Annotated in this window: 31 protein-coding genes; 15 read left to right on the top strand and 16 right to left on the bottom strand. The window is 68.4% G+C overall.

Annotation, left to right across the window (positions count from 1 at the left end):
- Window positions 1–24: 24 nt before the first annotated feature.
- The gene (locus tag D620_RS0109070) at window positions 25–735 is read left to right on the top strand and encodes an NAD-dependent deacylase (protein WP_026092076.1); all 711 of its coding nucleotides are present in this window, start codon (window positions 25–27) and stop codon (window positions 733–735) included.
- Here D620_RS0109070 and D620_RS0109065 read toward each other — a convergent pair.
- The 6 genes from D620_RS0109065 to mutM form a co-directional block, all read right to left on the bottom strand.
- Window positions 716–1,051: a hypothetical protein gene (locus tag D620_RS0109065; protein ID WP_017665480.1), complete on the bottom strand. Its 336-nt coding sequence runs from the start codon at window positions 1,049–1,051 to the stop codon at window positions 716–718. The two genes, D620_RS0109070 and D620_RS0109065, sit on opposite strands and share 20 nt — an antisense overlap.
- A gap of 113 nt (window positions 1,052–1,164) precedes the next feature.
- Complete coding sequence (locus D620_RS0109060) at window positions 1,165–1,929, bottom strand: HesA/MoeB/ThiF family protein (protein WP_017665479.1); 765 nt, start codon at window positions 1,927–1,929, stop codon at window positions 1,165–1,167.
- Window positions 1,926–2,357 (bottom strand): DUF983 domain-containing protein, encoded by a 432-nt coding sequence (locus D620_RS0109055; protein ID WP_017665478.1) that lies wholly within the window; start codon window positions 2,355–2,357, stop codon window positions 1,926–1,928. The genes D620_RS0109060 and D620_RS0109055 overlap by 4 nt, the downstream gene beginning before the upstream one ends.
- Window positions 2,358–2,467: 110 nt before the next feature.
- The gene (gene dnaA / locus D620_RS0109050; RefSeq protein ID WP_051020582.1) at window positions 2,468–3,871 is read right to left on the bottom strand and encodes a chromosomal replication initiator protein DnaA; all 1,404 of its coding nucleotides are present in this window, start codon (window positions 3,869–3,871) and stop codon (window positions 2,468–2,470) included.
- Between the two features lie 522 nt (window positions 3,872–4,393).
- A complete protein-coding gene (gene rpsT, locus D620_RS0109045) occupies window positions 4,394–4,654 on the bottom strand; it encodes a 30S ribosomal protein S20 (RefSeq protein ID WP_017665476.1) in 261 nt (86 codons plus the stop codon).
- A gap of 255 nt (window positions 4,655–4,909) precedes the next feature.
- Window positions 4,910–5,725 (bottom strand): bifunctional DNA-formamidopyrimidine glycosylase/DNA-(apurinic or apyrimidinic site) lyase, encoded by an 816-nt coding sequence (gene mutM, locus D620_RS0109040; protein ID WP_017665475.1) that lies wholly within the window; start codon window positions 5,723–5,725, stop codon window positions 4,910–4,912.
- A 174-nt stretch (window positions 5,726–5,899) separates the two neighbouring features.
- Between mutM and D620_RS0109035 the strand changes: the two genes are divergently transcribed.
- The 7 genes from D620_RS0109035 to D620_RS0109005 all read left to right on the top strand — a co-directional run bounded on the left by D620_RS0109035 (window position 5,900) and on the right by D620_RS0109005 (window position 13,073).
- On the top strand, window positions 5,900–6,655 hold the full coding sequence (locus D620_RS0109035; RefSeq protein ID WP_017665474.1) for a class I SAM-dependent methyltransferase: 756 nt from the start codon (window positions 5,900–5,902) through the stop codon (window positions 6,653–6,655).
- 4 nt (window positions 6,656–6,659) lie between these two features.
- Window positions 6,660–8,216 carry a 2-polyprenylphenol 6-hydroxylase gene (gene ubiB, locus D620_RS0109030; protein ID WP_017665473.1) on the top strand — a complete coding sequence of 519 codons (1,557 nt, stop codon included), beginning with the start codon at window positions 6,660–6,662 and terminating at the stop codon, window positions 8,214–8,216.
- Window positions 8,213–9,361, top strand: coding sequence for a hypothetical protein (locus D620_RS15030; RefSeq protein WP_155800090.1), 1,149 nt, complete (start codon window positions 8,213–8,215; stop codon window positions 9,359–9,361). The genes ubiB and D620_RS15030 overlap by 4 nt, the downstream gene beginning before the upstream one ends.
- A gap of 74 nt (window positions 9,362–9,435) precedes the next feature.
- Window positions 9,436–11,121, top strand: a complete 1,686-nt coding sequence (locus tag D620_RS0109020) for a bifunctional phosphopantothenoylcysteine decarboxylase/phosphopantothenate synthase (RefSeq protein WP_017665471.1) — start codon at window positions 9,436–9,438, stop codon at window positions 11,119–11,121.
- On the top strand, window positions 11,118–11,576 hold the full coding sequence (dut, locus tag D620_RS0109015) for a dUTP diphosphatase (RefSeq protein ID WP_026092074.1): 459 nt from the start codon (window positions 11,118–11,120) through the stop codon (window positions 11,574–11,576). Before D620_RS0109020 ends, dut begins: the two co-directional genes overlap by 4 nt.
- 62 nt (window positions 11,577–11,638) lie before the next feature.
- Window positions 11,639–12,220 (top strand): hypothetical protein, encoded by a 582-nt coding sequence (locus tag D620_RS0109010; RefSeq protein WP_017665469.1) that lies wholly within the window; start codon window positions 11,639–11,641, stop codon window positions 12,218–12,220.
- Between the two features lie 133 nt (window positions 12,221–12,353).
- Window positions 12,354–13,073 (top strand): RBBP9/YdeN family alpha/beta hydrolase, encoded by a 720-nt coding sequence (locus tag D620_RS0109005; RefSeq protein ID WP_017665468.1) that lies wholly within the window; start codon window positions 12,354–12,356, stop codon window positions 13,071–13,073.
- 95 nt (window positions 13,074–13,168) lie between these two features.
- On the opposite strand, the gene D620_RS0109000 is transcribed toward D620_RS0109005, so the two are convergent.
- From D620_RS0109000 to secB, 4 genes are all read right to left on the bottom strand, one after another.
- Window positions 13,169–13,855: a DUF4136 domain-containing protein gene (locus D620_RS0109000; RefSeq protein ID WP_017665467.1), complete on the bottom strand. Its 687-nt coding sequence runs from the start codon at window positions 13,853–13,855 to the stop codon at window positions 13,169–13,171.
- Window positions 13,856–13,955: 100 nt separating this feature from the next.
- Window positions 13,956–14,975: a tryptophan--tRNA ligase gene (trpS, locus tag D620_RS0108995; protein ID WP_026092073.1), complete on the bottom strand. Its 1,020-nt coding sequence runs from the start codon at window positions 14,973–14,975 to the stop codon at window positions 13,956–13,958.
- 1 nt (window position 14,976) lies between these two features.
- Complete coding sequence (murJ, locus tag D620_RS0108990) at window positions 14,977–16,596, bottom strand: murein biosynthesis integral membrane protein MurJ (RefSeq protein WP_026092072.1); 1,620 nt, start codon at window positions 16,594–16,596, stop codon at window positions 14,977–14,979.
- Window positions 16,597–16,641: 45 nt separating this feature from the next.
- Window positions 16,642–17,178: a protein-export chaperone SecB gene (secB, locus tag D620_RS0108985; RefSeq protein ID WP_017665464.1), complete on the bottom strand. Its 537-nt coding sequence runs from the start codon at window positions 17,176–17,178 to the stop codon at window positions 16,642–16,644.
- A 255-nt stretch (window positions 17,179–17,433) separates the two neighbouring features.
- On the opposite strand from secB, the gene D620_RS0108980 reads away from it, so the two are divergent.
- The 3 genes from D620_RS0108980 (at window position 17,434) to D620_RS0108970 (ending at window position 19,924) form a co-directional block, all read left to right on the top strand.
- A complete protein-coding gene (locus D620_RS0108980; RefSeq protein WP_026092071.1) occupies window positions 17,434–18,087 on the top strand; it encodes a Tim44/TimA family putative adaptor protein in 654 nt (217 codons plus the stop codon).
- A 42-nt stretch (window positions 18,088–18,129) separates the two neighbouring features.
- On the top strand, window positions 18,130–19,305 hold the full coding sequence (locus D620_RS0108975; protein ID WP_017665462.1) for a murein transglycosylase A: 1,176 nt from the start codon (window positions 18,130–18,132) through the stop codon (window positions 19,303–19,305).
- Between the two features lie 223 nt (window positions 19,306–19,528).
- The gene (locus tag D620_RS0108970; RefSeq protein WP_324603064.1) at window positions 19,529–19,924 is read left to right on the top strand and encodes a Smr/MutS family protein; all 396 of its coding nucleotides are present in this window, start codon (window positions 19,529–19,531) and stop codon (window positions 19,922–19,924) included.
- Here D620_RS0108970 and D620_RS0108965 read toward each other — a convergent pair.
- The 3 genes from D620_RS0108965 to D620_RS0108955 are packed head-to-tail and all read right to left on the bottom strand — an operon-like array spanning window position 19,911 to window position 23,228.
- On the bottom strand, window positions 19,911–21,368 hold the full coding sequence (locus D620_RS0108965; protein WP_017665460.1) for a bifunctional 3-(3-hydroxy-phenyl)propionate/3-hydroxycinnamic acid hydroxylase: 1,458 nt from the start codon (window positions 21,366–21,368) through the stop codon (window positions 19,911–19,913). The genes D620_RS0108970 and D620_RS0108965 overlap by 14 nt on opposite strands.
- Before the next feature lie 5 nt (window positions 21,369–21,373).
- Entirely contained in the window at window positions 21,374–22,213 is an 840-nt protein-coding gene (locus tag D620_RS0108960; protein WP_017665459.1) for a fumarylacetoacetate hydrolase family protein, read from the bottom strand.
- A 4-nt stretch (window positions 22,214–22,217) separates the two neighbouring features.
- Window positions 22,218–23,228, bottom strand: coding sequence for a VOC family protein (locus D620_RS0108955; protein WP_017665458.1), 1,011 nt, complete (start codon window positions 23,226–23,228; stop codon window positions 22,218–22,220).
- Between the two features lie 96 nt (window positions 23,229–23,324).
- Between D620_RS0108955 and D620_RS15790 the strand changes: the two genes are divergently transcribed.
- A complete protein-coding gene (locus D620_RS15790) occupies window positions 23,325–23,960 on the top strand; it encodes a TetR/AcrR family transcriptional regulator (protein ID WP_051020581.1) in 636 nt (211 codons plus the stop codon).
- Window positions 23,961–23,962: 2 nt separating this feature from the next.
- Here the strand turns inward: D620_RS15790 and D620_RS0108940 are convergent, their stop codons facing one another.
- Entirely contained in the window at window positions 23,963–24,244 is a 282-nt protein-coding gene (locus D620_RS0108940) for a hypothetical protein (protein WP_017665456.1), read from the bottom strand.
- Window positions 24,245–24,252: 8 nt separating this feature from the next.
- Between D620_RS0108940 and D620_RS15020 the strand changes: the two genes are divergently transcribed.
- On the top strand, window positions 24,253–24,753 hold the full coding sequence (locus D620_RS15020; protein WP_324603065.1) for a response regulator transcription factor: 501 nt from the start codon (window positions 24,253–24,255) through the stop codon (window positions 24,751–24,753).
- Between the two features lie 79 nt (window positions 24,754–24,832).
- Here D620_RS15020 and D620_RS0108930 read toward each other — a convergent pair whose 3' ends face one another.
- Together D620_RS0108930 and D620_RS0108925 are read right to left on the bottom strand one after the other, a co-directional pair.
- On the bottom strand, window positions 24,833–25,315 hold the full coding sequence (locus D620_RS0108930) for a VOC family protein (protein WP_017665454.1): 483 nt from the start codon (window positions 25,313–25,315) through the stop codon (window positions 24,833–24,835).
- Window positions 25,312–25,686 (bottom strand): DUF1428 domain-containing protein, encoded by a 375-nt coding sequence (locus D620_RS0108925; RefSeq protein ID WP_420705278.1) that lies wholly within the window; start codon window positions 25,684–25,686, stop codon window positions 25,312–25,314. The genes D620_RS0108930 and D620_RS0108925 overlap by 4 nt, the downstream gene beginning before the upstream one ends.
- 232 nt (window positions 25,687–25,918) lie before the next feature.
- Here D620_RS0108925 and D620_RS0108920 point away from each other — a divergent pair, with 232 nt between their 5' ends.
- Window positions 25,919–26,188 (top strand): GlsB/YeaQ/YmgE family stress response membrane protein, encoded by a 270-nt coding sequence (locus tag D620_RS0108920; RefSeq protein ID WP_017665452.1) that lies wholly within the window; start codon window positions 25,919–25,921, stop codon window positions 26,186–26,188.
- Between the two features lie 17 nt (window positions 26,189–26,205).
- A complete protein-coding gene (locus D620_RS0108915) occupies window positions 26,206–26,496 on the top strand; it encodes a hypothetical protein (RefSeq protein ID WP_017665451.1) in 291 nt (96 codons plus the stop codon).
- The last annotated feature ends 89 nt before the right edge of the window (window positions 26,497–26,585 follow it).

Below are 26,585 nucleotides of genomic sequence, written 5' to 3'. Positions count from 1 at the left end.
CTATGCCTCATGCTTGAAGGCCTCATGGCACAGGTCACGCGCATCGTCATCCTCACCGGCGCAGGCATTTCCGCCGAAAGCGGGATCGACACCTTCCGTTCCGCAGGCGGGCTGTGGGAGCAGCACCGGGTCGAGGACGTGGCGACGCCCGAGGGCTTTGCGAGGAACCCCAACCTCGTCCTCAATTTCTACGACATGCGCCGCGCCGCGCTGGCCAACGTCGCGCCCAACCCGGCTCACGCGGCGCTCGCGCGGCTGGAGCGGGCGTTTCGCGGCGATCTGCTGCTGGTGACGCAGAACGTCGACGACCTGCACGAACGCGGCGGCAGCGCGCGGGTGCTGCACATGCATGGCGAATTGAAGAGCGCGCTGTGCACCGCCTGCGCGATGCGCTCGCCGTGGCTGGGGACCATGATCGACCGCCCCCCCTGCCCCGTCTGCCGGGCGCCCATGCTTCGCCCCGACGTGGTGTGGTTCGGCGAAATGCCGTATGAGATGGGCCGCATCTATCAGGCGCTGGAGACCTGCGATCTGTTCGTGAGCATCGGCACATCGGGCGCGGTCTATCCGGCGGCGGGCTTCGTGCAGGAGGCGCGCGGCGCGGGGGCGCGGTGCCTCGAACTCAATCTCGAACGCTCCGAAGGATCGCGCTTCTTCCACGAAACCCGCCTTGGCCCGGCGAGCGTGCTGGTGCCGGAGTGGGTCGAGGAAGTGCTCAGTCGCGCGGGGGCCTAGGCGTGGGCGGATTGGCGCCGCGCTCGTGGCTCCAGCTGCGGCCCGAATCGCTCGGGGCGACCGGCACGCCGCTGGCGCTGCGCGGAGGCGCAGCCGCGGGCTCGCTGCCGTGGTCTGCAACCGTGGGGTCGATATTGCCCGGTGTGCCTTCAAGCGCAGCGTCCGGTTCCTCGTGGCGCTGGCGCTCGGCGACCGCGGCGTCCTCGTGGTGATCCTGCGCGTTTTTCGCACGCAGCCACGAGACGACGCCGATCACCAGCCCCATGCCCAGCGTGAACACCGCGAGCAGCATGATGGTGTCGTAATCGAAGTTCATCGCTCCAGCCTCCTTGGGTGAGAGGGGAGAGCGACATTGCGGCGGGGTGCAATGTTCCGCGCCGGCCTTGCAAATCGTGCCGCGGCGTGGCCGGGGCAGGGCAGGCCGAACGGTCAGCCGCAGGTGCGGCAGGCTGGGTCCTTGGCGATGCGGATGGTGCGCATCCCCGGCTCGAGCCCGTCGAGAATGTGGAGCCGGCCCCAGCCGGGTTCGCCCAGCAGCGCGGTGCCGGCGAGCAGCACCTTGACCGTCTGAAGCGCGGCGAAGGTGCCCGCCCATCCCGCCATCGCGCCAAGCATCCCGTCGTCGGCGCAGGTGTCGCAATCCTCGGCATCGAAGGCATCGCCCACGAAGCAGCGGTAACAGGCCTCGTCGGCCAAGTGCCCGGCGAAGGCCCCGACCTGCCCCTGGAACCGGCCGACGGCGGCCGAGAGCAGCGGAATGCCGGCCGCCACGCAGGCGTCGGAGACCGCGAGGCGGGTGGCGAAATTGTCGGTCCCATCAAGCACCACGTCGCTGCCAGCGATGAGGCCCGACGCGTTGCGTGGCGTGATCCGCGCGTCGGAGACATCGACGCTGAGGCTATCGTCGAAATTCGCCAGCCAGCGGCGCGCCGAGACCGCCTTGCCGTGGCCGACGTCGCGGGTGGTGAAGATCGTCTGGCGCTGGAGATTGCTGACATCGACCACATCATCGTCGACCAGCGCGAGCCGGCCGATCCCGCTTGCGGCGAGATATTGCAGCGCCGGGCTGCCGATCCCGCCCAGCCCGATCACCGCGACCCGCGCGCCCGCCAGCCGCACCTGCCCCGCGCCGCCCACCTCGGGCAGGACGATATGACGGGCGAAACGGTCAAGCCGTGCGGGCGAAAGGCTCATGGTTCGCGCTTGTCTTCGGGCCGCAGGGGGCGCCGCTCCTGCTTGAAGGCGCCGATGCCGTGCCACCACAGAAAGGCGATCACCGCGCCCTTCACCGGCTGGAGCATGGCAAGCAGCATGACGACCGACACCGGCAGAAGGATGGCGAGGGTCAGCCACGCCGAAAGCCCGCCCGAAATCATCGCGATCACCACCGGCGCGAGCAGGTGGCCGACCACGAAGATGCCGATATAGGCCGGAAAATCATCGGCCTGCTGGACCGACCAGTCCTGCTTGCAGTGCCCGCAGCGGTCGACTGGCTTGAGCCACTTGGCGAACAGCACCGCCTCGCCGCAGCGCGGGCACTTGCCCTTCGCGCCGCGCACGAGGGCGGGGATCCACCCCTGCGGCAGGCTGACAAGCTCAGGGGAAAGGCGTTGGTGCGGCATGGACAGGCTGTTTACAGCCTGTGGACGCGCTGTCGACAGGCCTGTGGAGAGGCCTGTCGAAATCGCGGTGAACAGCCTGTGGGGATTATGTGCGAACCAACCTTGCCGGGTCAGCTCTCCAGCTGCCTGAGCAGGCTGCGCACATCGCCGTCCATGTCGGCATCGCGCTGGCGCAGATCCTCGATCAGCCGCACCGCGTGGATCACGGTCGAATGGTCACGCCCGCCGAACTTGCGCCCGATTTCGGGGTAGGAGCGCGGCGTGAGCACCTTGGAGAGATACATCGCCACCTGCCGCGGGCGCACCACGGCGCGGGCGCGGCGCTTGCTGCTCATTTCCGCGCGGTCGATGCGGTAGAACTGGCAGACGGTGCGCTGGATCTCGTCGATGGTGATCCGGCGGCGGTTGGCGCTGAGGATGTCGGTGAGCTGTTCTTCGGCCAGTTGCAGCGACACGTCCTGCCCGGTGAGCTGGGCGTAGGCGATCAGTTTGTTGAGGCCGCCCACCAGCTCGCGCACGTTGCGGGTGATGGTGCGGGCGAGGAAATCGACCACATCCTCGGGCACGCTGAGCGGTGCGAAACGCGCGAGCTTCGAAACGAGGATCTTCTTCCTCAGCTCGATGTCGGCGGGCTGGATATCGGCCACAAGGCCCATCGACAGGCGCGAGAGGAGGCGCGGTTCCACCCCGTCGAGCGCCTGGGGCGCGCGGTCGGCAGCAAAGACCAGCCGCTTGCCCTCGGCGAGCAGCGCGTCGATCGTGTAGAGCAGCTCTTCCTGCGCACTTGCCTTGCCGATGATGAACTGGATGTCATCCACCAGCAGCAGGTCGAAGGAGCGCAGGCGCGCCTTGAATTCGATCGTCTGGCTCGATTTCAGCGCCTGGACGAATTCGACCATGAAGCGCTCGGCCGAGCAGTAGAAGATGCGCGCACGCGGGTGGGCCTGGAGATAGCCGTGGCCGATCGCGTGGAGAAGGTGGGTCTTGCCCTGCCCGGTTGCCGCCTTGAGGTAAAGCGGCGAGAACTGCGGCTGTTCCAGCGCGGCCATGCGCTGCGCGGCGTTGCAGGCAAGGATGTTGGCCTCGCCGGTGACGAAGGCGCCGAAGGTCAGCGAGGGGTCGAGGCCGACCGACGAGGTGAAGGTCGCATCGCCCAGGCTGCCGGCGGCCATGGCGATCGCGCTCGCGCCGTCATTGGCGGGGCGGCGGCCATCGTCGAGGCGCAGATCGGGCAGCTGGCGGCGGCCCGGGTGGACGATGATGTTGACCTTGCGCACTTCGCTGCGTACGATCGACCAGGCCAGTTGCAGCCGGTCATGGAAGCGGTCGCGCACCCAGTTGGCGGAGAATTCGGTCGGGAGGTACAGATCCAGCGTGCCGCAGTCGCGGTTCAGCGCGCCCAGCTGGATCGGCTTGATCCACTGGCTGTGGAGCTGATGTCCCAGATCCTTGCGCAGGCCCTGACTAATATCGGCCCAGTCGGCAGCGAGATTTACGGCTTCGGCATCTTCCATCAAATGTTCGTCGGCCTGGCGGCCATTCGTCCGCGCCTTGTCAGTCCTGTGCACAAGCTCATCCCCAATTCACACCAAGGCGCCGAAACCCTCCCAGGTTCGCCGACCTAATTCATCCCCATTGCGACAGGCACTGCCTTTCCAATCCCCGGAATCGCAATTCCGAGGAACCCCCTGTCGGCCAGTTTGTTAAAGCAGCCGGACTGTCCCGCGCCGGGTGCAGTTCATGTAAATAGCGCATCGGCCCGATGCGCAAGCGCGAGTTTTTAAAAAAAGTGAAATATTCCTGTTGACTCGCCTCTACCCCGCAGACTTGCGTTGAAGTTACTGAAATCCTTGAAAAACACCCCTTTAGGGCACGCGAATCGCGGCGAATCCTGACGTTTACGGGGGATGGGGTTGTCGCAATTGTCGCAAAAGAAACGGGCCGCGCTCACCGAGCACGGCCCGTTGCTGTGTAGCGACCGCTCCACTCCGTACTCCTGCCTGGGATGCAGGAAACGGAATGGCCGGCGATTCGGATCAGAGGGTGGCGACTCGCTTGGTCAGGCGCGACATCTTGCGCGCCACGGTGTTCTTGTGGAGCACGCCGCGGGCAACGCCGCGGGCCATTTCGGGCTGGGCTGCCTTGAGCGCGGCCGCCGCCGCTTCCTTGTCACCCGCTTCGCAGGCCGCTTCGACCTTCTTGATGAAGCTGCGGATGCGGCTCACGCGCGCACCGTTGATGGCGGCGCGGTTGGCATTGCGGATGATGCGCTTCTTGGCTTGCGGCGTATTGGCCATATTCGTGTCTGTCTCGCGTCTGGTTCAGGCCGCCCGGAGCGGCTGAAAGGAAATTCGTGGGTGTGCTCGAAAGGGGCGAGCAGACTCATGGTCCGACCGCCGGAAAGCGGCGCACATAGTCAGAACATCCCCCAAGGTCAACGATTCTCCCACACGGCGGCGAAGACGGCGCAAGGGCAACTGCCCGCCCGCAGGCGCCCGGAGCGGAGCGGAGGAGCAGCGCCGGGGATGTGCCCGCGCAAGGCGGGCACGCAATCAACGTTGGCACACCGGGCAGAACCACGTGCTGCGGCCCCCTTGCGCGATGCGCCGGATGACGCCGCCATCATCCCGCCGGCACGCCTCGCCCTCGCGCCCGTAGACGTCGAAGGAGCTCGCGAAATAGCCCAATTCCCCGTCAGGCCGGGCATAGTCGCGTAAAGTGGAGCCGCCATCGCGGATCGAGGCTTCGAGCACGTCCACGATCGCTGGCACCAGCCGGGCGAGCTGCGGGCCCGTGACCTTGCCTGCCGGCCGGGTCGGCCTGATCCCCGCCCCCCACAGCGCCTCGCAGACATAGATATTGCCGAGCCCGGCGACGATCCGCTGGTCGAGCAGGGCGAGCTTGATCGACACCGCCTTGCCCGCCAGCGCCGCCTTGAGGTGCGCGGCGGTCAGCTCCGGCCCCAGCGGTTCCGGCCCGAGCGCGGCGAATTGCGGCCAGTGCTCCAGCGCGCCGGTCTCCACCAGATCGACCGAGCCGAACCGCCGCGGATCGCACAGCGCGAAGCGGTGGCGGGCGGTCTCCATCAGCAAATGGTCATGCGTCTCGGGCACCTCGGGATCGATCCGCCAGCGTCCGCTCATGCCGAGATGGAAGATCATCGTCGCCCCGCGATCGAGATGGAGCAGGCCGTATTTCGCGCGGCGCGAGAGCGCGGTGACCCTCGCCCCGGTCATCACCTGCACCAGATCGGCCGGGAAGGGGCGGCGCAGGTCCGCGCGGTTCAGCGTGACGCGCGTGATCCGCTCGCCTTCGAGGAAGGCGGCAAGGCCGCGCACGGTGGTTTCGACTTCGGGCAGCTCAGGCATTGTTTCTCTTGTTCGCTTCCGCTCACTGGCCGCGCCGCCCCCTCCCCCGCCCTTCCGCCCGGACTTCATATCCTCAAGGGCGGAAGGGCGGGGGAGGGGGCGGCGCGGCAAACGCAACAAGAGGTGCCTGTAACACCCTTTGCGCCCGGCTCAATTCCCTCTAGGGAACCGGGCATGAGCGACAACACCGACGAAACCGTCTCCTTCGGCTACCAGCAGGTCACCCCCCAGGAAAAGACCCGCAAGGTCGGCGAGGTCTTCTCCAGCGTCGCGCGCAAGTACGACATCATGAACGACGCCATGTCGGGCGGGATGCACCGGCTGTGGAAGGACCGCTTCGTGCGCCGCGTGAAGCCGCGAGCAGGCGAGCAGATCCTCGACATGGCCGGCGGCACCGGCGACATCGCCTTCCGCATGGCCGAACGCGGCGCGCACATCACGGTCGCGGACATCAACCAGGACATGCTCGACGTGGGCGCCGAGCGGGCGCTCGAACGCGGGTTTGGCGAGGAGGACGGCGCGCTCGTCTTCACCTGCCAGAACGCCGAGCACGTGAGCTTCGCGTCGAACACCTTCGATGCCTACACCATCGCCTTCGGCATCCGGAACGTCACCCACATCGACAAGGCGCTGGCCGAGGCGCTGCGCGTCCTGCGCCCGGGCGGACGGTTCTTCTGCCTCGAATTCTCGACCGTCGAGTGGTCGGGGCTCAGGCAAGCCTACGACATCTATTCCGAACACCTCCTGCCGCGCATGGGGCAGGTGATCGCAGGCGACGCCGATTCCTACCGCTACCTCGCCGAATCGATCCGCAAGTTCCCGCCGATGCCCGCCTTCGAGCAGCTGATCCGCAAGGCCGGTTTCGCCAACACCCGGGTCGAGCCGATCATGGGCGGGCTGGTCGCGATCCATTCGGGGTGGAAGATCTAGGCCAGTGACCTCTTCTGTCGTCCACCTTGCCCGCCTCGCGCGCTGGGGCGTCACGCTCGCCCGCAGGCGTGCGCTGGTGGGGATCGAGAATGATCCCAACGCGCCGGCGCCGGTGCGCAGTCTCGTGCGCCTGGCGCGGCTTGCCACACTGACGGGCAAGCGCGGCACGCCCGACTATGCGGGCGCCTTCCGCGCGATCGGTCCGGCGGCGATCAAGCTGGGGCAATCGCTGGCGACGCGCCCCGATCTGGTCGGCGAGGAAGCGGCGAACAATCTGCTAAGCCTTCAGGACAGCCTCCCGCCCGTCCCCTTCGCGCAGATCAGGGCCGCGATCGAGAGCAGCTTCGGCCAGCCGATCGAAAACCTCTTTGCCCAGATCGATCCCGAACCGGTCGGCGCGGCGAGCATCGCGCAGGTCCACAAGGGGCTGACCACCGATGGTCGCAAGGTCGCCATCAAGGTGCTGCGCCCCGGCATCCGCGAGAAGTTCGCGCGCGACATCCAGACCTACGAATGGGCCGCGGCGCATGTCGAGCAGATGGGCGGCGAGGCCGCGCGCCTGCGCCCGCGTCTCACCATCGCCAACTTCAAGCGCTGGACCAATTCCGAACTCGACCTGAGGCGCGAGGCCGCCTCGGCATCCGAACTGGCCGAACAGATGGCGGGTGTCCCGGGCTACCGCATCCCCAGTGTCGACTGGGACCGCACCAATGGCCGGGTGATGACCATCGAGTGGATCGACGGCATCAAGATCAGCCGCGTCGATGAATTGCGCGCGCGCGGCCACGATCTTGCGGCGGTCTCCGAAAAGCTGGTCATCAGCTTTCTTACCCAGGCGATCAGCGCGGGGTTCTTCCATGCCGACATGCACCAGGGCAACCTGTTCGTGGAGGACGACGGCACCATCGTCGCGATCGATTTCGGGATCATGGGCCGGATCGACCGCCGCGCGCGGCAGTGGCTGGCGGAGATCCTCTACGGGCTGACGACGGGCAATTACCAGCGCGTCGCCGAGATCCATTTCGAAGCGCAATATGTGCCCTCCTACCATTCGGTCGGCGAATTCGCGACGGCCTTGCGCGCGGTGGGCGAGCCGATGCGAGGCAAGCCGGTGAAGGAATTGAGCGTCGGCCAGATGCTCGACGGGCTGTTCGCCATCACCCGCGATTTCGACATGCAGACCCAGCCGCACCTGCTGCTGCTGCAAAAGACAATGGTGATGGTCGAGGGGATCGCCACCCAATTGAACCCCGACATCAACATGTGGGACACCGCCGCGCCCTATGTGCGCGAATGGATTCGTGACGAGCTGGGCCCCGAGGCGGCGCTGGCGGACCGGCTCAAGCAGGACGCCGAAACCCTGCTGCGCCTGCCCGGCCTGATCCGGCGCGTGGAGGAGATGTTCCCCCCCAAGGGCGGCGCGCCCGAACCGCCGCCGCTGCCCGCGATCGCGCTCATCACCGACCGGCGCGAAAAGGCGGGCTGGCTCGGCTACCTGGTCGCGGCGGCGGCGGGGGCAGGGCTGCTGTGGGGTCTGACGAGCCTCGGCTGGATCGGATGAGCACGGCAAGCCTGCCATCGCTCATGGAGCGGTGGGAGGCGCTCGGCCGGCCGTTCCTGCATTTGCCCCGCCGGTGGGCGGCGCTGGTGCTGGCGCTGATCGCCGCGCTGGCGCTGGGCGCTGCCGCCGTGGTCGTCCCCGGCGCGCCTGCACCGCTCGCGGCAAGCTCTGCGAGGCCCCCTGCGTCTGCCGCCGCGCCAGCGCCATCCGCGCCGGGCCGGGCGAGGGGCGACATGGCGCTTTATGCCCGCATCCATGCCCGCATGGCGGCGGGGGAGGGCTATTACACCGCCGCGCTCGCCGAACACCGGGCCAGCGGCTATCCGACCCGGCCCTTCGTCACGATCCGCCTGCCGACGTTGGCATGGGCGCAAGGTCTGCTTGGCGTGGACGGCGTGCGCTGGCTGGCGCTGGCGCTGGTGGCGGCCAGCATCACCGCGCTGCTGCGGCACGGGGCGCTTGCCGCCAGCCCCGCCGAGCGCATCATCGCCGCTGCCCTGCTGGCCGCAGGCGGGGGCGCGGCGCTGGTCCGCGTGGCGGGATATGACCACGACTTCATCGCCGGTGTGCTGCTGAGCCTCGCGCTGCTCGCCTGGCGCCGCGATCGCTGGTGGCCCGCCCTCGTCGCCGCCGCCGCCGCGCTCGCGGTGCGCGAGCTGGCCGCGCCTTTCGTGGCGCTGTGGCTCGCCTTCGCGCTCCTCCAGCGGCGCCGCGGCGAGGCGCTGGGCCTTGCCGCGCTGCTCGCGGTCTTCGCGATCGGCACTGGCCTCCACGCCGCTGCGGTCAGCGCCGGGCAGCTGCCGGGCGATCTGGCCTCGCAAGGGTGGGATGCGCGCGCGGGTTACGCCGTGCCGCTCGCGGGCCTCACGCAGCTGACCGGCCTCAGGCACCTGCCCCCGATGCTCGCCGCCGCGCTTGCGGTGCTGCCGCTGGTCGGCTGGGCGGGGCTGGGCGGGCGGACGGGGCTGTTTGCGGCTGCGTGGTTCGCGGGGCTGGCCACCATGATGGCGCTCTTCGCCCGGCCGGCGAACTCTTACTGGGCCGAACTGGCACTGCCTGCCTATGCCATCGGCCTTGCCTTCGCCCCGCGCGCATTGGCCGATCTCTTGGCACGGCTGGCCGCCCGATCTTCAATGCAAAGTTAACCAAGCTTTGCCAATGCTCGAGCTTGGACTATGTGCACACACCCCGGCACAGGCGCGAGAGGCGAGTTGGCGAGATGAGCGACAAGGCACAGGCAGGGGAGGCGGCGGCAGGGTTTGCCCCGCGCATCCTGCTGGTCGTGGGCGGCGGCATCGCGGCCTACAAGGCCTGCGAGCTGGTGCGCCTGATCCGCAAGGGCGGCGGGGATGTGACTTGCGTGCTCACCCGCGGCGGGCAGCAGTTCGTCACCCCCATGTCGCTTGCGGCCCTTTCCGAAAACCAGGTCTACACCAATCTCTTCGATCTCAAGAACGAGGCCGAGATGGGGCACATCCAGCTCTCGCGCGAGGCCGATCTCGTGGTGGTCTGCCCGGCGACGGCGGACCTGCTTGCCAAGATGGCGGCGGGGATCGCCGATGATCTTGCCACCACCCTGATCCTCGCCACCGACAAGCCGGTGATGGCGGTCCCCGCGATGAACGTGCGGATGTGGGAGCACGAGGCGACCCAGCGCAATATCGGCCTCCTCAAGGCCGCGGGCGTGACCGTGCTCCACCCCGACAAGGGCGCGATGGCCTGCGGCGAGTTCGGCTATGGCCGCCTGCCCGAACCCGAGGCGATCTGGCGCGCAATCGCCGCACATTTCGGCGTCACCGTGGCCGAGCCCCGGCCCGCGCCTCCCGCGCCGCTGGTCGAGGTCGAAGCGCTTGAGCCCGAGGAAGAGGACGACGCCAGCGCCGCCCTGCCCGAAGGCAACCTGAGCGGCTTCTTCTCGCGGATCATCCCCCGTTCGACCGCCAAACGCTCGCATGACGAGATCGAGGCCGAATACGAGGACCTGCCCCGGGAGCTTCCCGAGGACTTCGTCCCCGAGGAACCCGCGCCCGAATTCAACCCCGATCTGGGCGGCCCGCTGCTCGCCCGCAAGGGCAAGGCCGGGGCCGCGCCGCCGATGGATACGGGCGCGCTCAACCACCTGATCGACCCGCGCAAGGCGCCCCCGCTGCCGGGCGCCCCGGAGGTGCCCGAGGCAATCGAGGCGGACCTCGGCGCAGTGCCCGAGGGCGAGGATTTCGGCCTCAACCCTGCGCATCGCCCGCTCCATGGCCGCCACGTGCTCGTCACCGCCGGCCCGACGTGGGAAGCGATCGATCCGGTGCGCTACATCGCCAACCGGTCGAGCGGCAAGCAGGGCTTCGCGATCGCCGCGGCTGCCGCAGCGCTCGGCGCGCGGGTGACGCTGGTGGCAGGGCCGGTCGCCCTGAAGACCCCTGCGGGGGTCGCCCGCATCGATGTCGAGAGCGCCATGCAGATGGCCGAGGCGGTCAAGCGCGCGCTGCCCGCCGATGTCGCGGTGATGGTCGCTGCGGTCGCCGACTGGCGGCCCAAGGAATATCGCGCGCACAAGCTGAAGAAGCGCGGCGATGCCCCGCCCGCACTGATGCTGACCGAAAACCCCGACATCCTCACCAATGTCGCCGGCGCCCCGCGCCGCCCCGAACTGGTGATCGGCTTTGCCGCCGAGACCGACAACATGCTCGAACACGCCAAGGCCAAGAGGAAGCGCAAGGGTGCGGACTGGATTGTCGCCAATGACGTGTCGGGCCCACCCGGTTCAGGCGTGATGGGCGGGGACCTCAACCGCGTGACGATCATCAGCGGCGAGGGTGTCGAGACGCTGGACGAAATGCCCAAGTCCGCCGTCGCCATGGCGCTGGTCGAGCGGATCGCGGCGAGCCTCAGAGCGGAAGCTGCGGAATGACGCTACCCTTGAAAGTGGAAGTGAAGCGCCTCCCCCATGGCGAGGACCTGCCGCTGCCCGCCTATGCCACCGCCGGCGCGGCCGGGATGGACGTGGTCAGCGCCGAGGACGTGACCCTCGCCCCCGGCGCGCGTCACGCGGTCGCCACGGGCCTTTCGATGGCGATACCGCAGGGCTACGAAATCCAGGTCCGTCCGCGCTCGGGGCTGGCGCTGAAGCACGGCATCTCTGTGCCCAACACCCCCGGCACGATCGACAGCGACTATCGCGGCGAGCTCAAGGTGATCCTCATCAACCTCGGGAGCGAACCCTTCGCGGTTCAGCGCGGCGACCGCGTGGCGCAGCTGGTGCTCGCCCCGGTGGTGCAGGCGGCGTGGGAGGAGGTTGCCGAGCTCGACGCGACCGAGCGCGGCGAAGGCGGCTTCGGTTCGACCGGGGGGCATACGAAGCTCTGATTGCGGCTCTTGCGAGCGCATCCCCAACCCCTAAGACCGATGCGGGCATTGGGGGAATTATCATGATGATTCGCAGGCTTGTGCTGATCGCGGCCTGTGCGCTGCTGGTTGCCGGGTGTGACGAATGGACCTCTGCCTCACAGCTGATCGCACCTTCCGAGCGTGACGACATCGGCCTGTCTGGCGTTTACGAAAACGACGCCGTGACGATGACCGTCACTCCGTTAGCGGAAAGGCGATACCGGCTGACCTATGATGACGGCTCCGGCGAGACGATAGCCGGCGCCCCCAAGGATGTGCGTGCCGCTTTCGACTTGCTGCGCTCACAGCCCCTCGTCGGCGAAGACGGGAGCGTCGAGGGGTATCGCAACACCTATCTGATCGAATTCGAGCGCCCGTCGGACGATGGTCCCCCACGCTACGCCTATGACATTCTGTTGGTCGAGAGCAGCGGGTTCATCGAAGATTTCAACGTGCGATGCTCGCGCGCGGCCCAGATGATTATCGGAGAGACCGACGAGACCGCCGGCTGCGTGTTCACGTCCTACAGCCAGCTGCGCGCAGCGGCCGCCGATGCGCTCGCCTGGGCCGACGATGCACGCATGGAGATCCGCCGAGAGAGCTTCGTGCGATCCCAACAATAGCGTGGCCCGCAACTCGCCGCAAAATTTTGCACCTTTATCGCCAGCCCCTTGTCAACCAATTCAGTTGAGATAAATTCGCCAGAGTCGGACCATACCAATGGACGGTCATCAACGCCCTGCAAGGAGCGCCGACATGGCCATTACCCAGACCCACTCTCTCGAACTCGGCAGCGAGCGGCTTGCCGATGATCCGCTGATCCTCATCATCCCCGGCCTCGACAACAGCGGGCCCGATCACTGGCAGACCAAGTGGGAGGCGCAGATCCCCGATGCCGAGCGGGTCGAGCTTGGCATGTGGGACGATCCGCATCGCAACACCTGGGTGAACAAGATCAACCTCGCGGTGCACCGCGCCGGGCGGCCGGTGATCCTCGTCGCCCATTCGCTCGGCTGCCATGCGGTCGCGTGGTGGGCGGAATACGAACAGCCGGGCTATGGCAACCCCGTCGTCGGCGCGCTGCTGGTTGCCCCGCCGGATGCCGAGCGTGCCGGGGTGGACGAGCGGATCGCCCGCTTCGCCCCGACGCCGCGCACCGCGCTGCCGTTCCCGGCCTTCCTCGCCGCGAGCGAAAACGACCACTATGGCTCGCTTCGCACCGCGCGCGGCCTTGCCGCCGACTGGGGCGCGACCTTCGCCTATGCGGGCTCGATCGGGCATATCAACGCGGACAGCGGGATCGACGACTGGGCCTTCGGGCAATTGCTGCTCGCCCAGCTGCTGCGCGAACATCGCACCCGGCAGGGTATCGGCCGCGACGACGAAACGGCGACCCGCCGCCGCGCCGCAGCGCGCTACACCCGCCTCCCGTGGATCCAGAGCGCCGAAGGCGCGCGGCGCGCGAGCGAGTGGTGAGCCCACCCTGACGGCAGGCAACAAAAAAGGCGGCACGATCCCCTGTGCCGCCTTCTCGTCCCGTCCAAGGGTCTCTTGCTGAGTGTCCTACACCATCAATTGGCAGGGCGCACGGTCTTTTCGTCGTCGCGGATGGTAATCCGCACGGTTTCGCCCGAATTGCCCGGGAAATCGGTGAACAGCGCGTCCACGAGGTTGGGCACGAGGCGCGGCAGGCGGTTCGAACGCGACACGGCCTCGGCCTTGCCTTCGAACAGGCGCTGGCCATCGGCGCGGCGATCGATCTTCACGTCCACGCCGCTGGTGTAGATGGTGTAGCTGCGCACGTCGGGCCCGCCGAAAAAGGGATCGTTGAAGCCGAAGCCCCAGGCGCCGAAGCCGCCGCCCCAGCCGCCCCACCGGCCCCACGGACCAACGCCGGCGGCGCCGTTGAAATCGGTGCGCACGCGCTCGCGCCCGTTATCGACGCGGTAATCGAAACGCACCAGCATGTCGGCCGTCTCGGGCGAGGCAGCCTTGGCGTAGCCGAGCCCGGTCAGTTCGGCAGCGACCGCATTGGCATAGGTCGCAAATTCGAGCCCGCCGGCAAGCTTGGGGTCTTCCGCCACGACCGCGAAGGTCTGGCCTGCGGGCGCGGGCAGCGGCACCGCGAAGCGCGAGACATCGGCCTTGAAGGTGTTGGTGGCGCAGGCCGACAAGCCGATGGCGAGCGCCACGGGCAGCGCGGCGCGGGTGAGGGTCTTGATCGAAGGCATGATGGCATAACCTTTGTTGCTGGCCATTGCCATCGCAGCAACGGCCCTTACGCGCGATACTGTATTACGCGCGAATGAACGGCAATTGAATATTGGCCGTCCGGCGCGCTCGGTTCGTCGCAGGAAATCAGTGCCGTACCAGCCCGAGCGCCCTGTAGACCGCCTCCAGCGTCGGCGTGCCGCGCTCGCGCGCCTTGGCGGCGCCGCGGGCGAGGATCGCGTCCAGCGTTTCGAGATCGTCCTTCAGTTCCACGAAGCGGTCACGGATCGGGCCGAGCCTTGCTACCAGGAGATCTGCCAGCGCGGGCTTGAAGGCGCCGAAACCCTGCCCGCCATACTGCGCCAGCACCGTACTGACAGGTTCGCCCGCAAGGGCTGCATAGATGCCGACGAGATTGCGCGCTTCGGCCCGCTCGGCAAGGCCGGCTTCCTCGGAAGGCAGGGCTTCCGGATCGGTCTTCGCCTTCTTTACCTTCTGCGCCATGGTGTCGGCATCATCGGAGAGGTTGATGCGGCTCATGTCGCTGGGATCGGACTTCGACATCTTTGCCGCACCGTCGCGCAGGGACATGATGCGGGCGGCTTCGGCGGGGATGATCGGCTCGGGCAGGGTGAAGACCGGGGCCTCTTCCGAAGCAAAATCGTTGTTGAACTTCTGCGCGATGTCGCGGGCGAGCTCCAAGTGCTGCTTCTGGTCCTCGCCCACCGGCACGTGGGTTGCCTGGTAGAGCAGCACGTCGGCGGCCTGGAGCACCGGATAGGTGAACAGCGCGACCGACTGCCCTTCGCGGTTCTTGCCGGCCTTGTCCTTCCACTGGGTCATGCGGTTCAGCCAGCCCATGCGCGCGGTGCCGTTCAGCAGCCATTGCAGCTCGGGATGCTGCGGCACCTGTGCCTGGTTGAACAGGATCGCCTTGTCGGGATCGAGGCCGCAGGCGACCAGCGTGGCCACCAGTTCGAGCGTGGAAGAACGCAGCTCGGCCGGGTCATGCGGCATCGAGAGCGCGTGGAGATCGGCGATGAAGATCAGGCATTCGCCGCCCAGCCGATGGGCATCGTCCTGCAACGCCACGTAGTTGCGGATCGCGCCCAGATAATTGCCCAGATGGGGCTTGCCGGTCGGCTGGATGCCGGAAACCACGCGCATGCTATTCAACCTCCAGAATCTCGTCATCGGCCTTGGTGCGGGCCGGACGCCGCCGCCGTAGCTGGCCAAGGAGGTCCTTGTCGAGCGCGCCCACGGCAAAGGCGACGCCGAAGAACACCGCGCCGCCGCCTGCGACCAGCGCGGCGAGCGACCAGACCTTGTCGATCAGGCCCCCTGCATAGCGATCCTGCATCAGCGGGACGAGATACCACAACGCTGCCGTCATCGCTGCCGTGGCAACCAGCTGGCGGGCGACGCGACTGGCCAGCCTGGGGGTGAAGTGGAACCAGCCGCGCTTGTGGAGGATCGCATAGAGCAGCAGGCAGTTGAGGCTCGCCGAGGCGGCGGTGGCTGCCGCCAGGCCGACAATGCCGAAGCGCTCGACCACATAGAGGTTCACGCCCAGGTTGAAGATCAGCGAGGCGAGCGCGGTCCACACCGGGGTGCGGGTGTCCTCGCGCGCGAAGAAGCCGGGGTTCAGCACCTTGACGATCACATAGGCTGGCAGCCCCGCGACCAGCGCGACGACAATGTCGGCCATGATCGCGCCATCGGCGGGGGTGAACTTGCCGCCGACGAAGAACGCCGTGCAGAAGGCGGGCGCGCACACCGCCAGCGCGGCGGCGGCGGGCAGGGTCAGCAGGGTCGCGATCTCGAAGGCGTTGCCCTGAAGGCGCTGCGCCTCGGCATTGTCACCGGTGTGGATGTGGCGGCTCAGCATCGGCAGGATCGCCGTGCCCAGCGCAATGCCGACGATCCCCAGCGGCATCTGGTTCAGCCGGTCTGCGAGCTTGAGCAGCGTCAGCGAGCCCTGCGGCAGCGAGGTCGCGAAGAACGTGTCGACCAGCTGGCTGATCTGGTAGATGCCCGCACCGAAGGTCGCCGGCAGGATCAGCATCCCGAGCCGCTTCACTTCCGGCGTGAACTTCGGCAGCTTCACCGTCAGCTTCACGCCCGCGCGCCGCGTTGCCCAGGCGAGATAGGCGAGCTGCGCCACGCCCGAGATCGACACAGCGGCGGCAAGCACCTCGACCACCACCACATCATCGCCGCTCTGCCCGCGCAGGTGGTCGCCGAGGATGATGCCCGAGATCAGGCAGATATTGAGCAGCACCGGCGCCGCCGCCCCCGGGCCGAAGCGCGAACGCGCGTTCAAGAGCCCCGAGAGCATCGCCACCAGACTGATCAGCCCCAGATAGGGAAAGGTCACGCGGCTGAGGAACACCGAAAGCTCGAACTTGCCGGGCACGGTCATGTATTCGCGCGCCAGCAGCCAGACGATGCCGGGCATCAGGGTCATGCACAGCCCGCTGAAGGCGAGCAGCACCCAGACGAACACGCTCAGCACATCATTGGCAAAGGCGGTCGCGGCCTCCTCGCTCCCCGGCTCGCCGTCCCGCCCGTGCAGCGCGCGGCTGTAGAGCGGCACGAAAGCGACGCTGAACGCGCCTTCGGCAAACAGGCGGCGGAAGGTGTTGGGAAGCGTGAAGGCGAGCTGGAAAGCGTCCGCCGCGAGCCCTGCACCCAATGCGCGGGCGAGCAGGATGTCGCGGGCAAAGCCGAACACCCGGCTCACTGCCGTCAGACCGCCGATCGTGCCGACGCTCCTTATAAGACTCATGGCCTGATCAGCCTCATCGCGGGTGTCCCCGGCCGCGAGCCGGCGTCACGCGTTGCCGGTGACCGGCGCGATCGGCTCGCCGCCAGCAGCTTCCTCGGCGCGGCGCGCGGCGAGCTGCTGTGCGTAGATGCCGCCGAAATCAACCGGATCGACCATCAGCGGCGGGAAGCCGGCATCGCGCACGGCATCGGCCACGACGCGGCGGGCGAAGGGGAACAGCAGACGCGGCGCTTCGGCATAGAGGAAGGCGTGGCCCTGCTCTTCGGGAACGTTGCGCATGCCGACAAGGCCGCAATAGGCGAGGTCGACGATATACATGGTCCCGCGCTGCGAGGCGGCGGTGAGGGTCAGTTTCAGCATCACCTCGTGAACATCGGGGCTGATCTTCTCGGCGCCGATATTGAACTGCACGTCGATCTGCGGCGGCTCCGGCCACTGGAAGACATCGGGCGCGGCCGGGTTCTCGACCGACAAGTCCTTCACGTACTGGGTGATGATCCCCACCGCGGGGCTCGTGTCTTCACCATTGGGCTGCGGCGCGGCGGCATCGAGGTTGGTGAGAACGCCTTCTTCTTCGGCCATGGTATTGCCAGTCTTTCAAAATGAGTAATCGGTGGTGCGCCGGATGCACCAAAGTGTGGCTCCGGCGGCGTGCCCGCGCGCCTAGCAGGGGGCGAAGGCCGCCGCAACCGCAGCGCGCACCCCTTTTCATTCGCCCCGCATGGCAACCTATCGGGCGTTGGCGAATTGTAATGAGACCCTATTTAAGGCAGGATGATGTTCCTCACGGTGGCGCGGCCCTCCCGCGCGCGCGCCGGATGCGATGATCGGATTGTGATAGTGCTCGAAATCGTTCTCCTCGCCATGGTGGCCGCGTTTCTCGGCCTGCGCCTGTATTCGGTGCTCGGCCGGCGCGCCGAGCAGGAAGAGGAGCCGGCGGTACAGCGCTTCGAATCGGACGAGCCGCCCGCCATCCGCCCCGCTGCGGCGCCCGCTCCCGCGCAGCCTGTGCGCCCGGCCGAGCTTGAAGGCGTGATGCCCGCGGTCGAGCGTGCGCTGCGCGAAATCGCCGCGGCTGACAGCAAGTTCAATGTCGCCCAGTTCCTCGATGGTGCGCGCGGTGCCTACCGGATGATCCTGGAAGCATTCTGGACGGGCGACCGCGAGACCCTGCGCGAACTGTGCGACGATGATGTCTATGCCGGTTTCTCCACCGCGATCGACGCGCGCGAGGCGGCGGGCGAGACGATGGACAACACCCTGATCCGCATCGAGGAAGTGCGCATCCATTCGGCATCGCTCGATGGCAGGACCGCGCGCATCGCGCTGCTGTTTGTCGCCGATATCGCCGCTGTCACCCGCGACAGGGATGGCAATGTCATCGCCGGCTCGCTCGACGATGCGATCGAGAGCCGCGACGTGTGGACGTTCTCGCGCAATGTCACCGCGCGCGATCCGGCCTGGCTGCTCGACGAAACCGACGAAGGCTGATCGCACGGCCCTGCGGGGCCCGTCCCGGACAGGAGTTGACCGATGCGCGCGCTGCTTGCTCTGGCCCTCGTCATGGTGCTGGGGGCCTGCGGGCGGACGGTGCCGCCGCCTGCGGTGACGAGCCCCGTCGCGCCGGTCGCGGCCAATGCGGTGCTGGCGGGCGTGGCGCCGGGTCCGGCGCTTGCCGCCCTCAACCTTGCGGATGCCGATGCGCGCGGGGCGCTGGCGGGCTTCGTCGAATCCTGCCCTAGGCTGCTGGCGCGCGAGGATGCGAGCGGGCTCACCCGCCGCGAGGACTGGCAGGGCCCTTGCGAGCGGGCCCGCTCGGCTGCGCCTTCGCGCGCGCGCGCGTTTTTTGCGGAGGAATTCACCCCCGTGCAGGTGGGCGACGGGCAGGCCTTCGCCACCGGCTATTTCGAGCCCGAGATCGCCGGCAGCCGCACACGCAGAGCGGGCTTCGAGGTGCCGGTCTATGCCATGCCGGCAGACCTCGTGCGCGGCTGGCCCGATGATGTGAATCCTTCCGAGCGCACCGGCCGTCCGCCGCTCGGGCGCTATGACGCACAGGGCCGCTTCGTGCTCTATCACGACCGTGCCGAGATCGAGGACGGGGTACTGGACGGCAAAGCGCAGGTGATCGCCTGGGCCGCCGACAGCATCGAATTCTTCTTCCTCCAGATCCAGGGTTCCGGCCGCCTGATCACCCCCGAAGGCGAGGTGATCCGCATCGGCTATGCCGGGCAGAACGGGCGCGAATATACCGGGATCGGGGGCGTGATGCGCGAGCGCGGGCTGCTCGGTAGCGGGCCGGGGCAATATGCGGGCTCGATGCAGGGGATCATGGCCTATATCCGCGAGAACCCGGCACAGGGCCGCGCGCTGATGCGCGAGAACAAGAGCTGGGTGTTCTTCACCGAATTGAAGGGGGACGGGCCGCTGGGCGCGCTGGGCGTTCCGGTGCGGCGCGAGTCTTCGGTCGCGGCCGACCCTGCCTTCGTGCCATTGGGCGCGCCGGTGTGGCTTGATCTCGACCGGCGCGAGGCTTCGGGCATGTGGATCGCGCAGGATACCGGCGGGGCGATCAAGGGCGCGAACCGCTTCGACACCTTCTGGGGCGCTGGCGAGGATGCGCGCAGCATAGCGGGCGGGATGAGCGGGCGCGGGCGCGCCTATGTGCTGCTCCCCAAGGACGCTGCCGCGCGGCTCACGGCCCGATGAAGACGCTGGGGCGATGAGAACGCCGCGGGGGCTTTCGCTGGGCGAACAGGCAGCCTGGGCGCACCTTGCCGCGAGCGTGAAGCCGTTGCCGGGCAAGCAGCGGCCGGTTCCTCCCCGGAACGGGCAGGGGGATCAACCGAGGGTTGGTGGAGGGGCACCCGCAGCTGTTCCCAAGGCTCCTGCCAAGATCGCCAAACCTCCAAAGCCCGCCGCAGCCCCGCGCGTGCCCCTCCACCCCCGGGCTTTGCCCGGCGGTTCCCCTCCCCCGGTGGGGGAGGTCGGCCTCGATTCGCATTGGGACCGGCGGGTCAAGGGCGGGCGGGTGGAACCTGACCTGACGCTCGATCTGCACGGTCACACGCTCGATACCGCCTATGACCGGATCATGAGCGCGCTCGATCAGGCGCGCGGCATGGGCGCACGCGTGGTGCTGGTGGTGGCGGGGAGAGAACGCCCGGTCGATCCGGCCGACCGCATGGCCAGGCGCGGCGCGATCCGCGCCAAGCTGCTCGACTGGCTCGCTGCGAGCCGCCATGCCGATGCGATCACCGCAGTGCGCCGCGCCCATATCCGCCATGGCGGGGAGGGCGCGCTCTACCTCTTCCTCAAGCGCCGCTGAGCATCATCCGCTGCCACGCCTTGTCGAGTTCGGCGGCGGTGCCGGTCCCGAAGACGTAGCGATCCGGGCGCACCAGCACGGCCTGTGCCTCGTGTGCGCCCAGCCACGCGGCAATGGGCGCGGCGAACGGGGCGAGCTGCGCCGCGGCACAATCGCTGCGGTAGATCAGCCAGAACCCGTCGCTCAGCGCCTCGTCGAGCCGCTCGCCGCCGGTGCCGGTGAACTGCGGGAAGTAGCTGCCCGCCCCCGGCGAGTCCCTGAGGATCGCGCCGTCACCCAGCGGCGGGTAGGCCGGCGGGCCATCGGGGAGTTTTCCGAGCGCCCGCGCGAGGCCGAGTTTCGCATCGCGCATCCAAGCGCCGAGGCGGCTGGTGGTGCACACCATCCGGCCCATCATCACCGCCATGTCGATCGTCGCGCGCAGGTGGCGCGCGCGTTCGGGCTGGTACGTGCCGAGCAGCGCGCCCTCCGCCTCGCCCCTGCACACGGCCGCCAGCTTCCATGCGAGGTTCGCCGCGTCGCGCAGCCCCGAGCACATTCCCTGCCCCGCAAAGGGCGGGGTCTGGTGCGCGGCGTCGCCGGCAAGCAGGACGCGGCCCTTGCGCCATTCCTCGGCGATGCGTGCGCGAAAAGTGTAGACGGCGGTGCGCTCGATCCGCACCGCGCCCGCGACGTTCCAGGGGGCGAGCAGGCGATCGACATGGGCGGGCGCGGCGACCGCTTCGGGGCTCTCGCCGGGGAGGATCATGAACTCCCAGCGATGCCGCCCCTCGCCCATCAACACGCAGGTGGTGGGGCGGGCGGGGTCGCAGATCTGGAGGTTGGCGGTGGGGAGGCGCGAGGGGTCATCGACCAGCACGTCGACCACCAGCCAGGGCTCCTCGAAGCCCAGGTCCTCGAAGGTGATGCCGCAGGCCTTCCTGACCGGGCTGCGCGCGCCATCGGCACCGACGAGGTAGCGCGCGCGCAGGGTCTGCTCGCCCCCGGGCGTGGCAAAGCGCGCCGTGACCCCGTCCGCGTCCTCATCGAAGGACAGCATCTCCCACTCGCTGCGCAACGCGCCCGGCGCGCGGCCGGCGAGCGCCGTGCGCAGCGCCGCCTCGACCGAGGGCTGGTGGATCATGTTGGCGACGGGCCAGCCGCCCGGGCCGATCCCGCTCGCGCCGCCGAACGCCATCAGCACCTTGCCGCGCGCATTTCGGAACTCGTAGGCATCGGCGCTGCGGCTGGTCGCCATCACCGCCCCGGCCGCGCCCGCTTCCTGGAGGATGCGCATCCCTTCGTGGTCGATATGCGCCGCGCGCGGGAGGGGGAAGACCGCCGCTTCCTTCTCGGCGACGATCACGCCGACCCCGCGCCGCGCGAGCAGGGCGGCAAGCGTCACCCCGGTCGGTCCGCCGCCGATGACAAGGACGTCGCAGTCGAAGGCGCCCCCCGCGCGCATCTGCCTCAGCCCTCGGCGATCATCGTGCCTTGGATGTGACCGATGGAATCGATTTCGGTCCGCACCACATCGCCGGCCTTCAGGAACTGGCGCGGGTCCATCGCCGCCCCGATCCCGCCGGGCGTGCCGGTGAACAGGCAGTCGCCCGGCTCCAGCGTCATGCCGACCGAGAGGTGTTCGACCTGGTCCCACACATTGTAGACGAGGTGCCGCGTGTTCGAGTTCTGCCGCTCATCGCCGTTGACGTAGCAGCGGATGCCGAGATCGTGCGGATCGCCCAGCTCGTCGGCGGTGACGATCCACGGGCCCATGGGGGCGTGGGTGTCGAAGCTCTTGCCGAGCGACCACTGCGGCACGGCGTGCTGCCACATGCGTTCGGTGACGTCATTGCCCACGGTGTAGCCGAAGATCGCCGCAGGCGCGTCGGCTGCGGCGATGTGCTTGCCGCCCCTGCCGATCACGGCAACCAGCTCCGCCTCGTAATCGGGGGTCATGGTGCCGCGCGCGATCAGGATCGGATCATAGGGCGCGTTCACCGACGTCTGCGCCTTGGTGAACCACACTTGTCGTTCCGGCGTGCCGAGGCCGCTTTCGGCGATATGGTCGGCATAGTTGAGGCCGATCGCGAAGATCTTGCCCGGGCGCGGGACGGGGGCTTCCAGCTTCACCTGCGCCAGCGGGATGCCTGTCCCCGTCGCCGCCTTGGCTTCGAGGCCGGGCTTCAATGCCTCCCAGTCGCGGATCAGGTCGATCATCGTGCCGGGCACGCCGGTCTCGACCACATACTCGCCGGCGACGATGCCGGTGCGGGTCTTGCCGTCATGGGTGAAGGTGCACAGCTTCATGGGCTCAGGCTTCCTTGGGAGTGCGGGAGAGCAGGCGGCGGATGCGGATTTGCAGCGCGGTGATCCAGGCGACGAGGCCCGGGGGCGGGGCGATCTTCCCCGCGAACATCGGGTGCGGTGCCCCCCATTGCACGGCGAGCAGCGCCTGCATGGTCTGCCGGGCGGGCGGATCGGCGGCGGTGAACAGGTCGCCGTCGGTCCAGTGCTCCAGTTCGTTGCCGAAGGGGTCCTTCCAGTAATCGAAGATCTGGCTGCCCATGATGTGGCGCCCCACGCCCCATGCGGCCTGCCGTTCGCGCGCCTTGAGCCATTCATGGCCGAGCATCAGGTCATCGAGGCTCTCGACCTCGAAGGCGGCGTGGAGCAGTCCGAGCGGGCCCGGCAACTGGGCCAGGAAGATGGTGTGGTGATCGGCCGGCACATCCCCCCGGTCGCAGCGCATGAAGGCGCCCAGCGCCACGTTCGGCGCGGCCTCGATCTCGTCGGAGGTGAGGAGGCCGAAGCGCTCCTTCCACCAGCGTTCCGAGGCGCGGAAGTCGCTGACCTTGAGCACCGCATGGCCGATCCGGCGCACATGGGCGGGGGCGGGCGCGAGGCGGATCGCGCTGCGTTGGCGCGGCTTGGCATCGGCCGAGTTGAACAGCGGCGTCTGGCAGGCAAGCGGCGCAGCGCAGTCCTGTCCGGCGATGACTTCGACCACATAGCCATCGGGATCGGTGAGGCGCACCACCATCCCGCCGCCCGGCGCGTTCAGGGGTTCGACCACCACGCCTTCATGCGCGGCAAGGGCTTCGAGATCGGCGACGCTTGCCGCGCGCAGGCCGACCGCGAGGAACTTCGCTTCACCCGGTTCGCTCACATGAACGAAGGGCCGCCCGTCGCTGCCCTTGCCGTAGAGCCTGCCGCCATCTTCGAAACAGGCGAGGCCGAAGTCCTCGAGGAAGCCGCGCATTGCGGACAGATCGGGACACGCGAAGCGCACATGGGCGATGTCTTCGACCTTGATGACGGCCATGATCCCTCCGGTGACTCTTCGCTCTTGCGGCGATTCGTTTTTGACTATTTGGTCAGATAGCTTGAATTTGACCATCTGGTCAAGTATGCTTTTCGTATGAGCTCCCCCGCCGCCACACCTTCCGCGCGCTTGCAACGCACCCGCGCCGCCCTGATCGCTGCCGGGCTCGATCTGCTGGTCGAGCGCCCGATCGACGCAATCCCGATCGACGATCTCGTCGCTCACGCCGGCGTCGCCAAGGGCAGTTTCTTCAATCACTTTGCCGACAAGCACGCCTTCGCCGCGGCGGTCAGTGCCGAGGTGCGTGCCGACGTCGAAGCCGAGGTGGCGCGCTTCAACGCCGGGGTTGCCGATCCGGTCGAGCGGGTTGCGGGGGGCATGGCGGTCGCCGCGCGCTTCGCGCAGGCCGAACCGCGGCGCACGATGGTGCTGATGCGCAGCCTCGGCCCGGCGACACGCTGGACGCACCCGCTCAACCGCGGGCTCAAGGAGGATCTCGACGCCGCCCTGGCGACCGGCGCGGTGCGGCCCGAGGCGCGCGAGACCGGACTGATCTACTGGCTCGGCCTGTGCCAGGTGCTGATGGTGCACGTCCTCGAAACAGTGCCGAGCCGCGATGGCGCGGCCGAGCGGCTGGCGGCGATGCTGGCGATGGGGTTGGCCGGACTGGGCGTGAGCGAAGCGCGGGCGCAGGTCGCGATCGGGAGGGTGCTGCTGCGCACCGACGCCTAGGCTTAGCCGCCTGCCGCGATCAGCCCGCGCCCGCTCGCCTCGGGGGCCTCGCGCGATACGGTGAGGCTGGCCGATGCCTGCCCTGCCGCCTCGGCGCGGTAGGTGCCGAAGGCGAGGCCCTCGAACAGCACGAAACCGTCAAAATCGCTGCGCGCCCGCGCCGTCTCGCGGCGCTCGGCATCGCGCAGGATGACCGGCCCGCCGCTGCGCGCGGTGCGCTCGTCCCTCGCCACCAGCAGCACCTGCACCGCGATGCTGGCCGTAGGGCGCAGGGGCAGGGCCACGTGGCGCGCTGGCCGCGATCGCTGCTGCTGCGCCGCCCTATGACCTGGTGGTGCTCGATTGCGGGGTGCCGGGGATGGATGGCCATGCGGGCCTCGACAAGGCGTTTGCGGCGAGCTTCGGGCGGCCGGTCGCGCTGATGAGCGGGCTGGCTCCGCCGGGCGTGGCGGAGCGTGTGGTCGCCTCGGGCGCGGCCGGATACCTCATCAAGACCGTCCCTGCGCGCTCGCTGGTCAACGCGATCCGCTTCATGGCGACGTGCGAGGTCTACATGCCGATCCATCTCCACCGCCCCACCCCGGCGCAGCCGGCTGCGACCGGCAGGCTTTCCGCGCGCGAGCAGCAGGTGCTGGCGGGGCTGTGCGCGGGGCAGGCGAACAAGGAAATCGCGCGCGATCTCGACCTGCGCGAGCCGACCATCAAGCTCCACGTCAAGCTAATCTGCCGCAAGCTGGGCGCAAGGAACCGCACCCACGCGGCGATGATCGCGCGCGAGCGGGCGCTCTGCTAAAGCACTCGCCCCGCGCCATCGCCGCCCGCCGTGCCGCCGCGCGCGTGCTCGACATCGGGGGCGGCATGGATCCTGCGCCTCAACCGTCCCCGCGCCGCGCCGCGTCGATCGCGGCGACATCGATACGGCCCATCTCCATCATTGCGGTGAAGGCGCGCGCCGCCTCCTCGCCGCCCGCCGCCAGCGCCTCGGCGAGCGTACGCGGGGTGATCTGCCAGTTGAGACCCCAGCGGTCCTTGCACCAGCCGCAGGCGCTCTCCTGCCCGCCATTGCCGGTGATCGCATCCCAGTAGCGGTCGGTCTCGGCCTGGTCCTCGGTCATCACCTGGAAGCTGAACGCCTCGTTGTGCGGGAAGATCGGCCCGCCATTGAGGCCGACGCACGGGATGCCGAGCACGGTGAACTGCACCGTCAGCACATCGCCCGCCTTGCCGCCGGGGAAATCGGCCGGCGCGCGGTGGACGGCATCGAGGCTGCTGTCGGGGAAGGTTTCGGCGTAGAAGCGCGCAGCCTCCTCCGCCGTGCCATCATACCACAGGCAGATGGTGTTCTTGGCCGTCATGTCTCGTCTCCCATGTCGACCACCGGGACAAAGCCGCCGAAGATCATGCGCTTGCCATCGAAGGGCATGGCGTTGGTGGCCTGATCGATGCGCGGGTCCTTGAAATCCTCGCTCATCATCGTGGCGAAGGCCGCATCGCGGGTCGGTTTGTCGGGCCATTCGATCCAGCTGAAGCACACGCTTTCCTCAGCCGCCGCATCGACCGCGCGGCGGAAGTCGGTGACCTTGCCTTCGGGGACATCATCGCCCCAGCATTCCACCACCCGCAAGGCGCCCAGTTCCATGAACAGGCTGTCGGCAGTGGTGGCATGATCGATAAAGGCCTGGCGGTTTTGCGCCGGCACGGGAATGACGAAACCGTCGATATACATGATCCTCTCCTCCTCCATGGCGGGGTGTGACGCCTGGCGCGCCCTTGCGCCACCCCTTTCGCGCCGGACCCGCCCTGCCTGCCTTTCCACGCCCGGACTGTTGCATCCTCCACAACATAAGTGAGGGCGCATCCCTTCCACCCTGTCAGGCAGGGACCCGTCGAAGCCAAGCGGCGCGCGGCCGGAAAGCGGGCGCGGGCGGGCAAGGCCTTTGTCGGCAAGGAGACACCAAATGAACCTGATCCTGATCATCATCGTCGGAGGCATCCTTGGCTGGCTTGCCAGCATGGTGATGCGCACCGATGCCCAGCAGGGCATCTTCCTCAACATCGTCGTCGGCGTGGTCGGCGCGCTCGTCGCCGGCTTCCTCATCAATCCGCTGATCGGCGGGGGCAACATCACTGCGGGCGATTTCTCGATCAGCGCGCTGATCGTCTCGTTCCTCGGCGCGGTGGTGCTGCTGGCGATCGTCAACCTGCTGCGCCGGGGTTCGGTGCGATGAAAGGAGTACGCAACAGCATGAAAAAGCTCAACACCCTCGTCGCCGTGGTCGCTCTGGCCGGGGCCAGCCTTGCGGGCTGCGACAGCCCTGCCGAAGAACAGGCCGAAGAAACCGCCGATGCCATCGAGGCGCAGGGCGAAGCCACCGCCGATGCGATGGAAGAGCAGGCCGACGCGCTCGACCAGACCACCGACGGCGTCGACAGCACTGCCGAACAGAACCTCGAGAACAAGGCCGATGCGGTGCGCGACAACGCCGATGCCAAGGCCGAGCAGATCGAGGAGCAGGCCGAAACGCCTCCGCAATAGTCTTGTGCCAATAGGGGCCGGCGCGGGGTCCGAGGCACACCGTCCCGCGCCACCTCCATGCGGGCCCGTTCCCATCCGGGAGCGGGCCC

This window comes from Porphyrobacter sp. AAP82 (genome assembly GCF_000331285.1).
Taxonomy (GTDB): Bacteria; Pseudomonadota; Alphaproteobacteria; order Sphingomonadales; family Sphingomonadaceae; genus Erythrobacter.
Note: the sequence above shows the minus strand (reverse complement) of the source record. Positions and strands in the feature narration are given on the sequence as shown.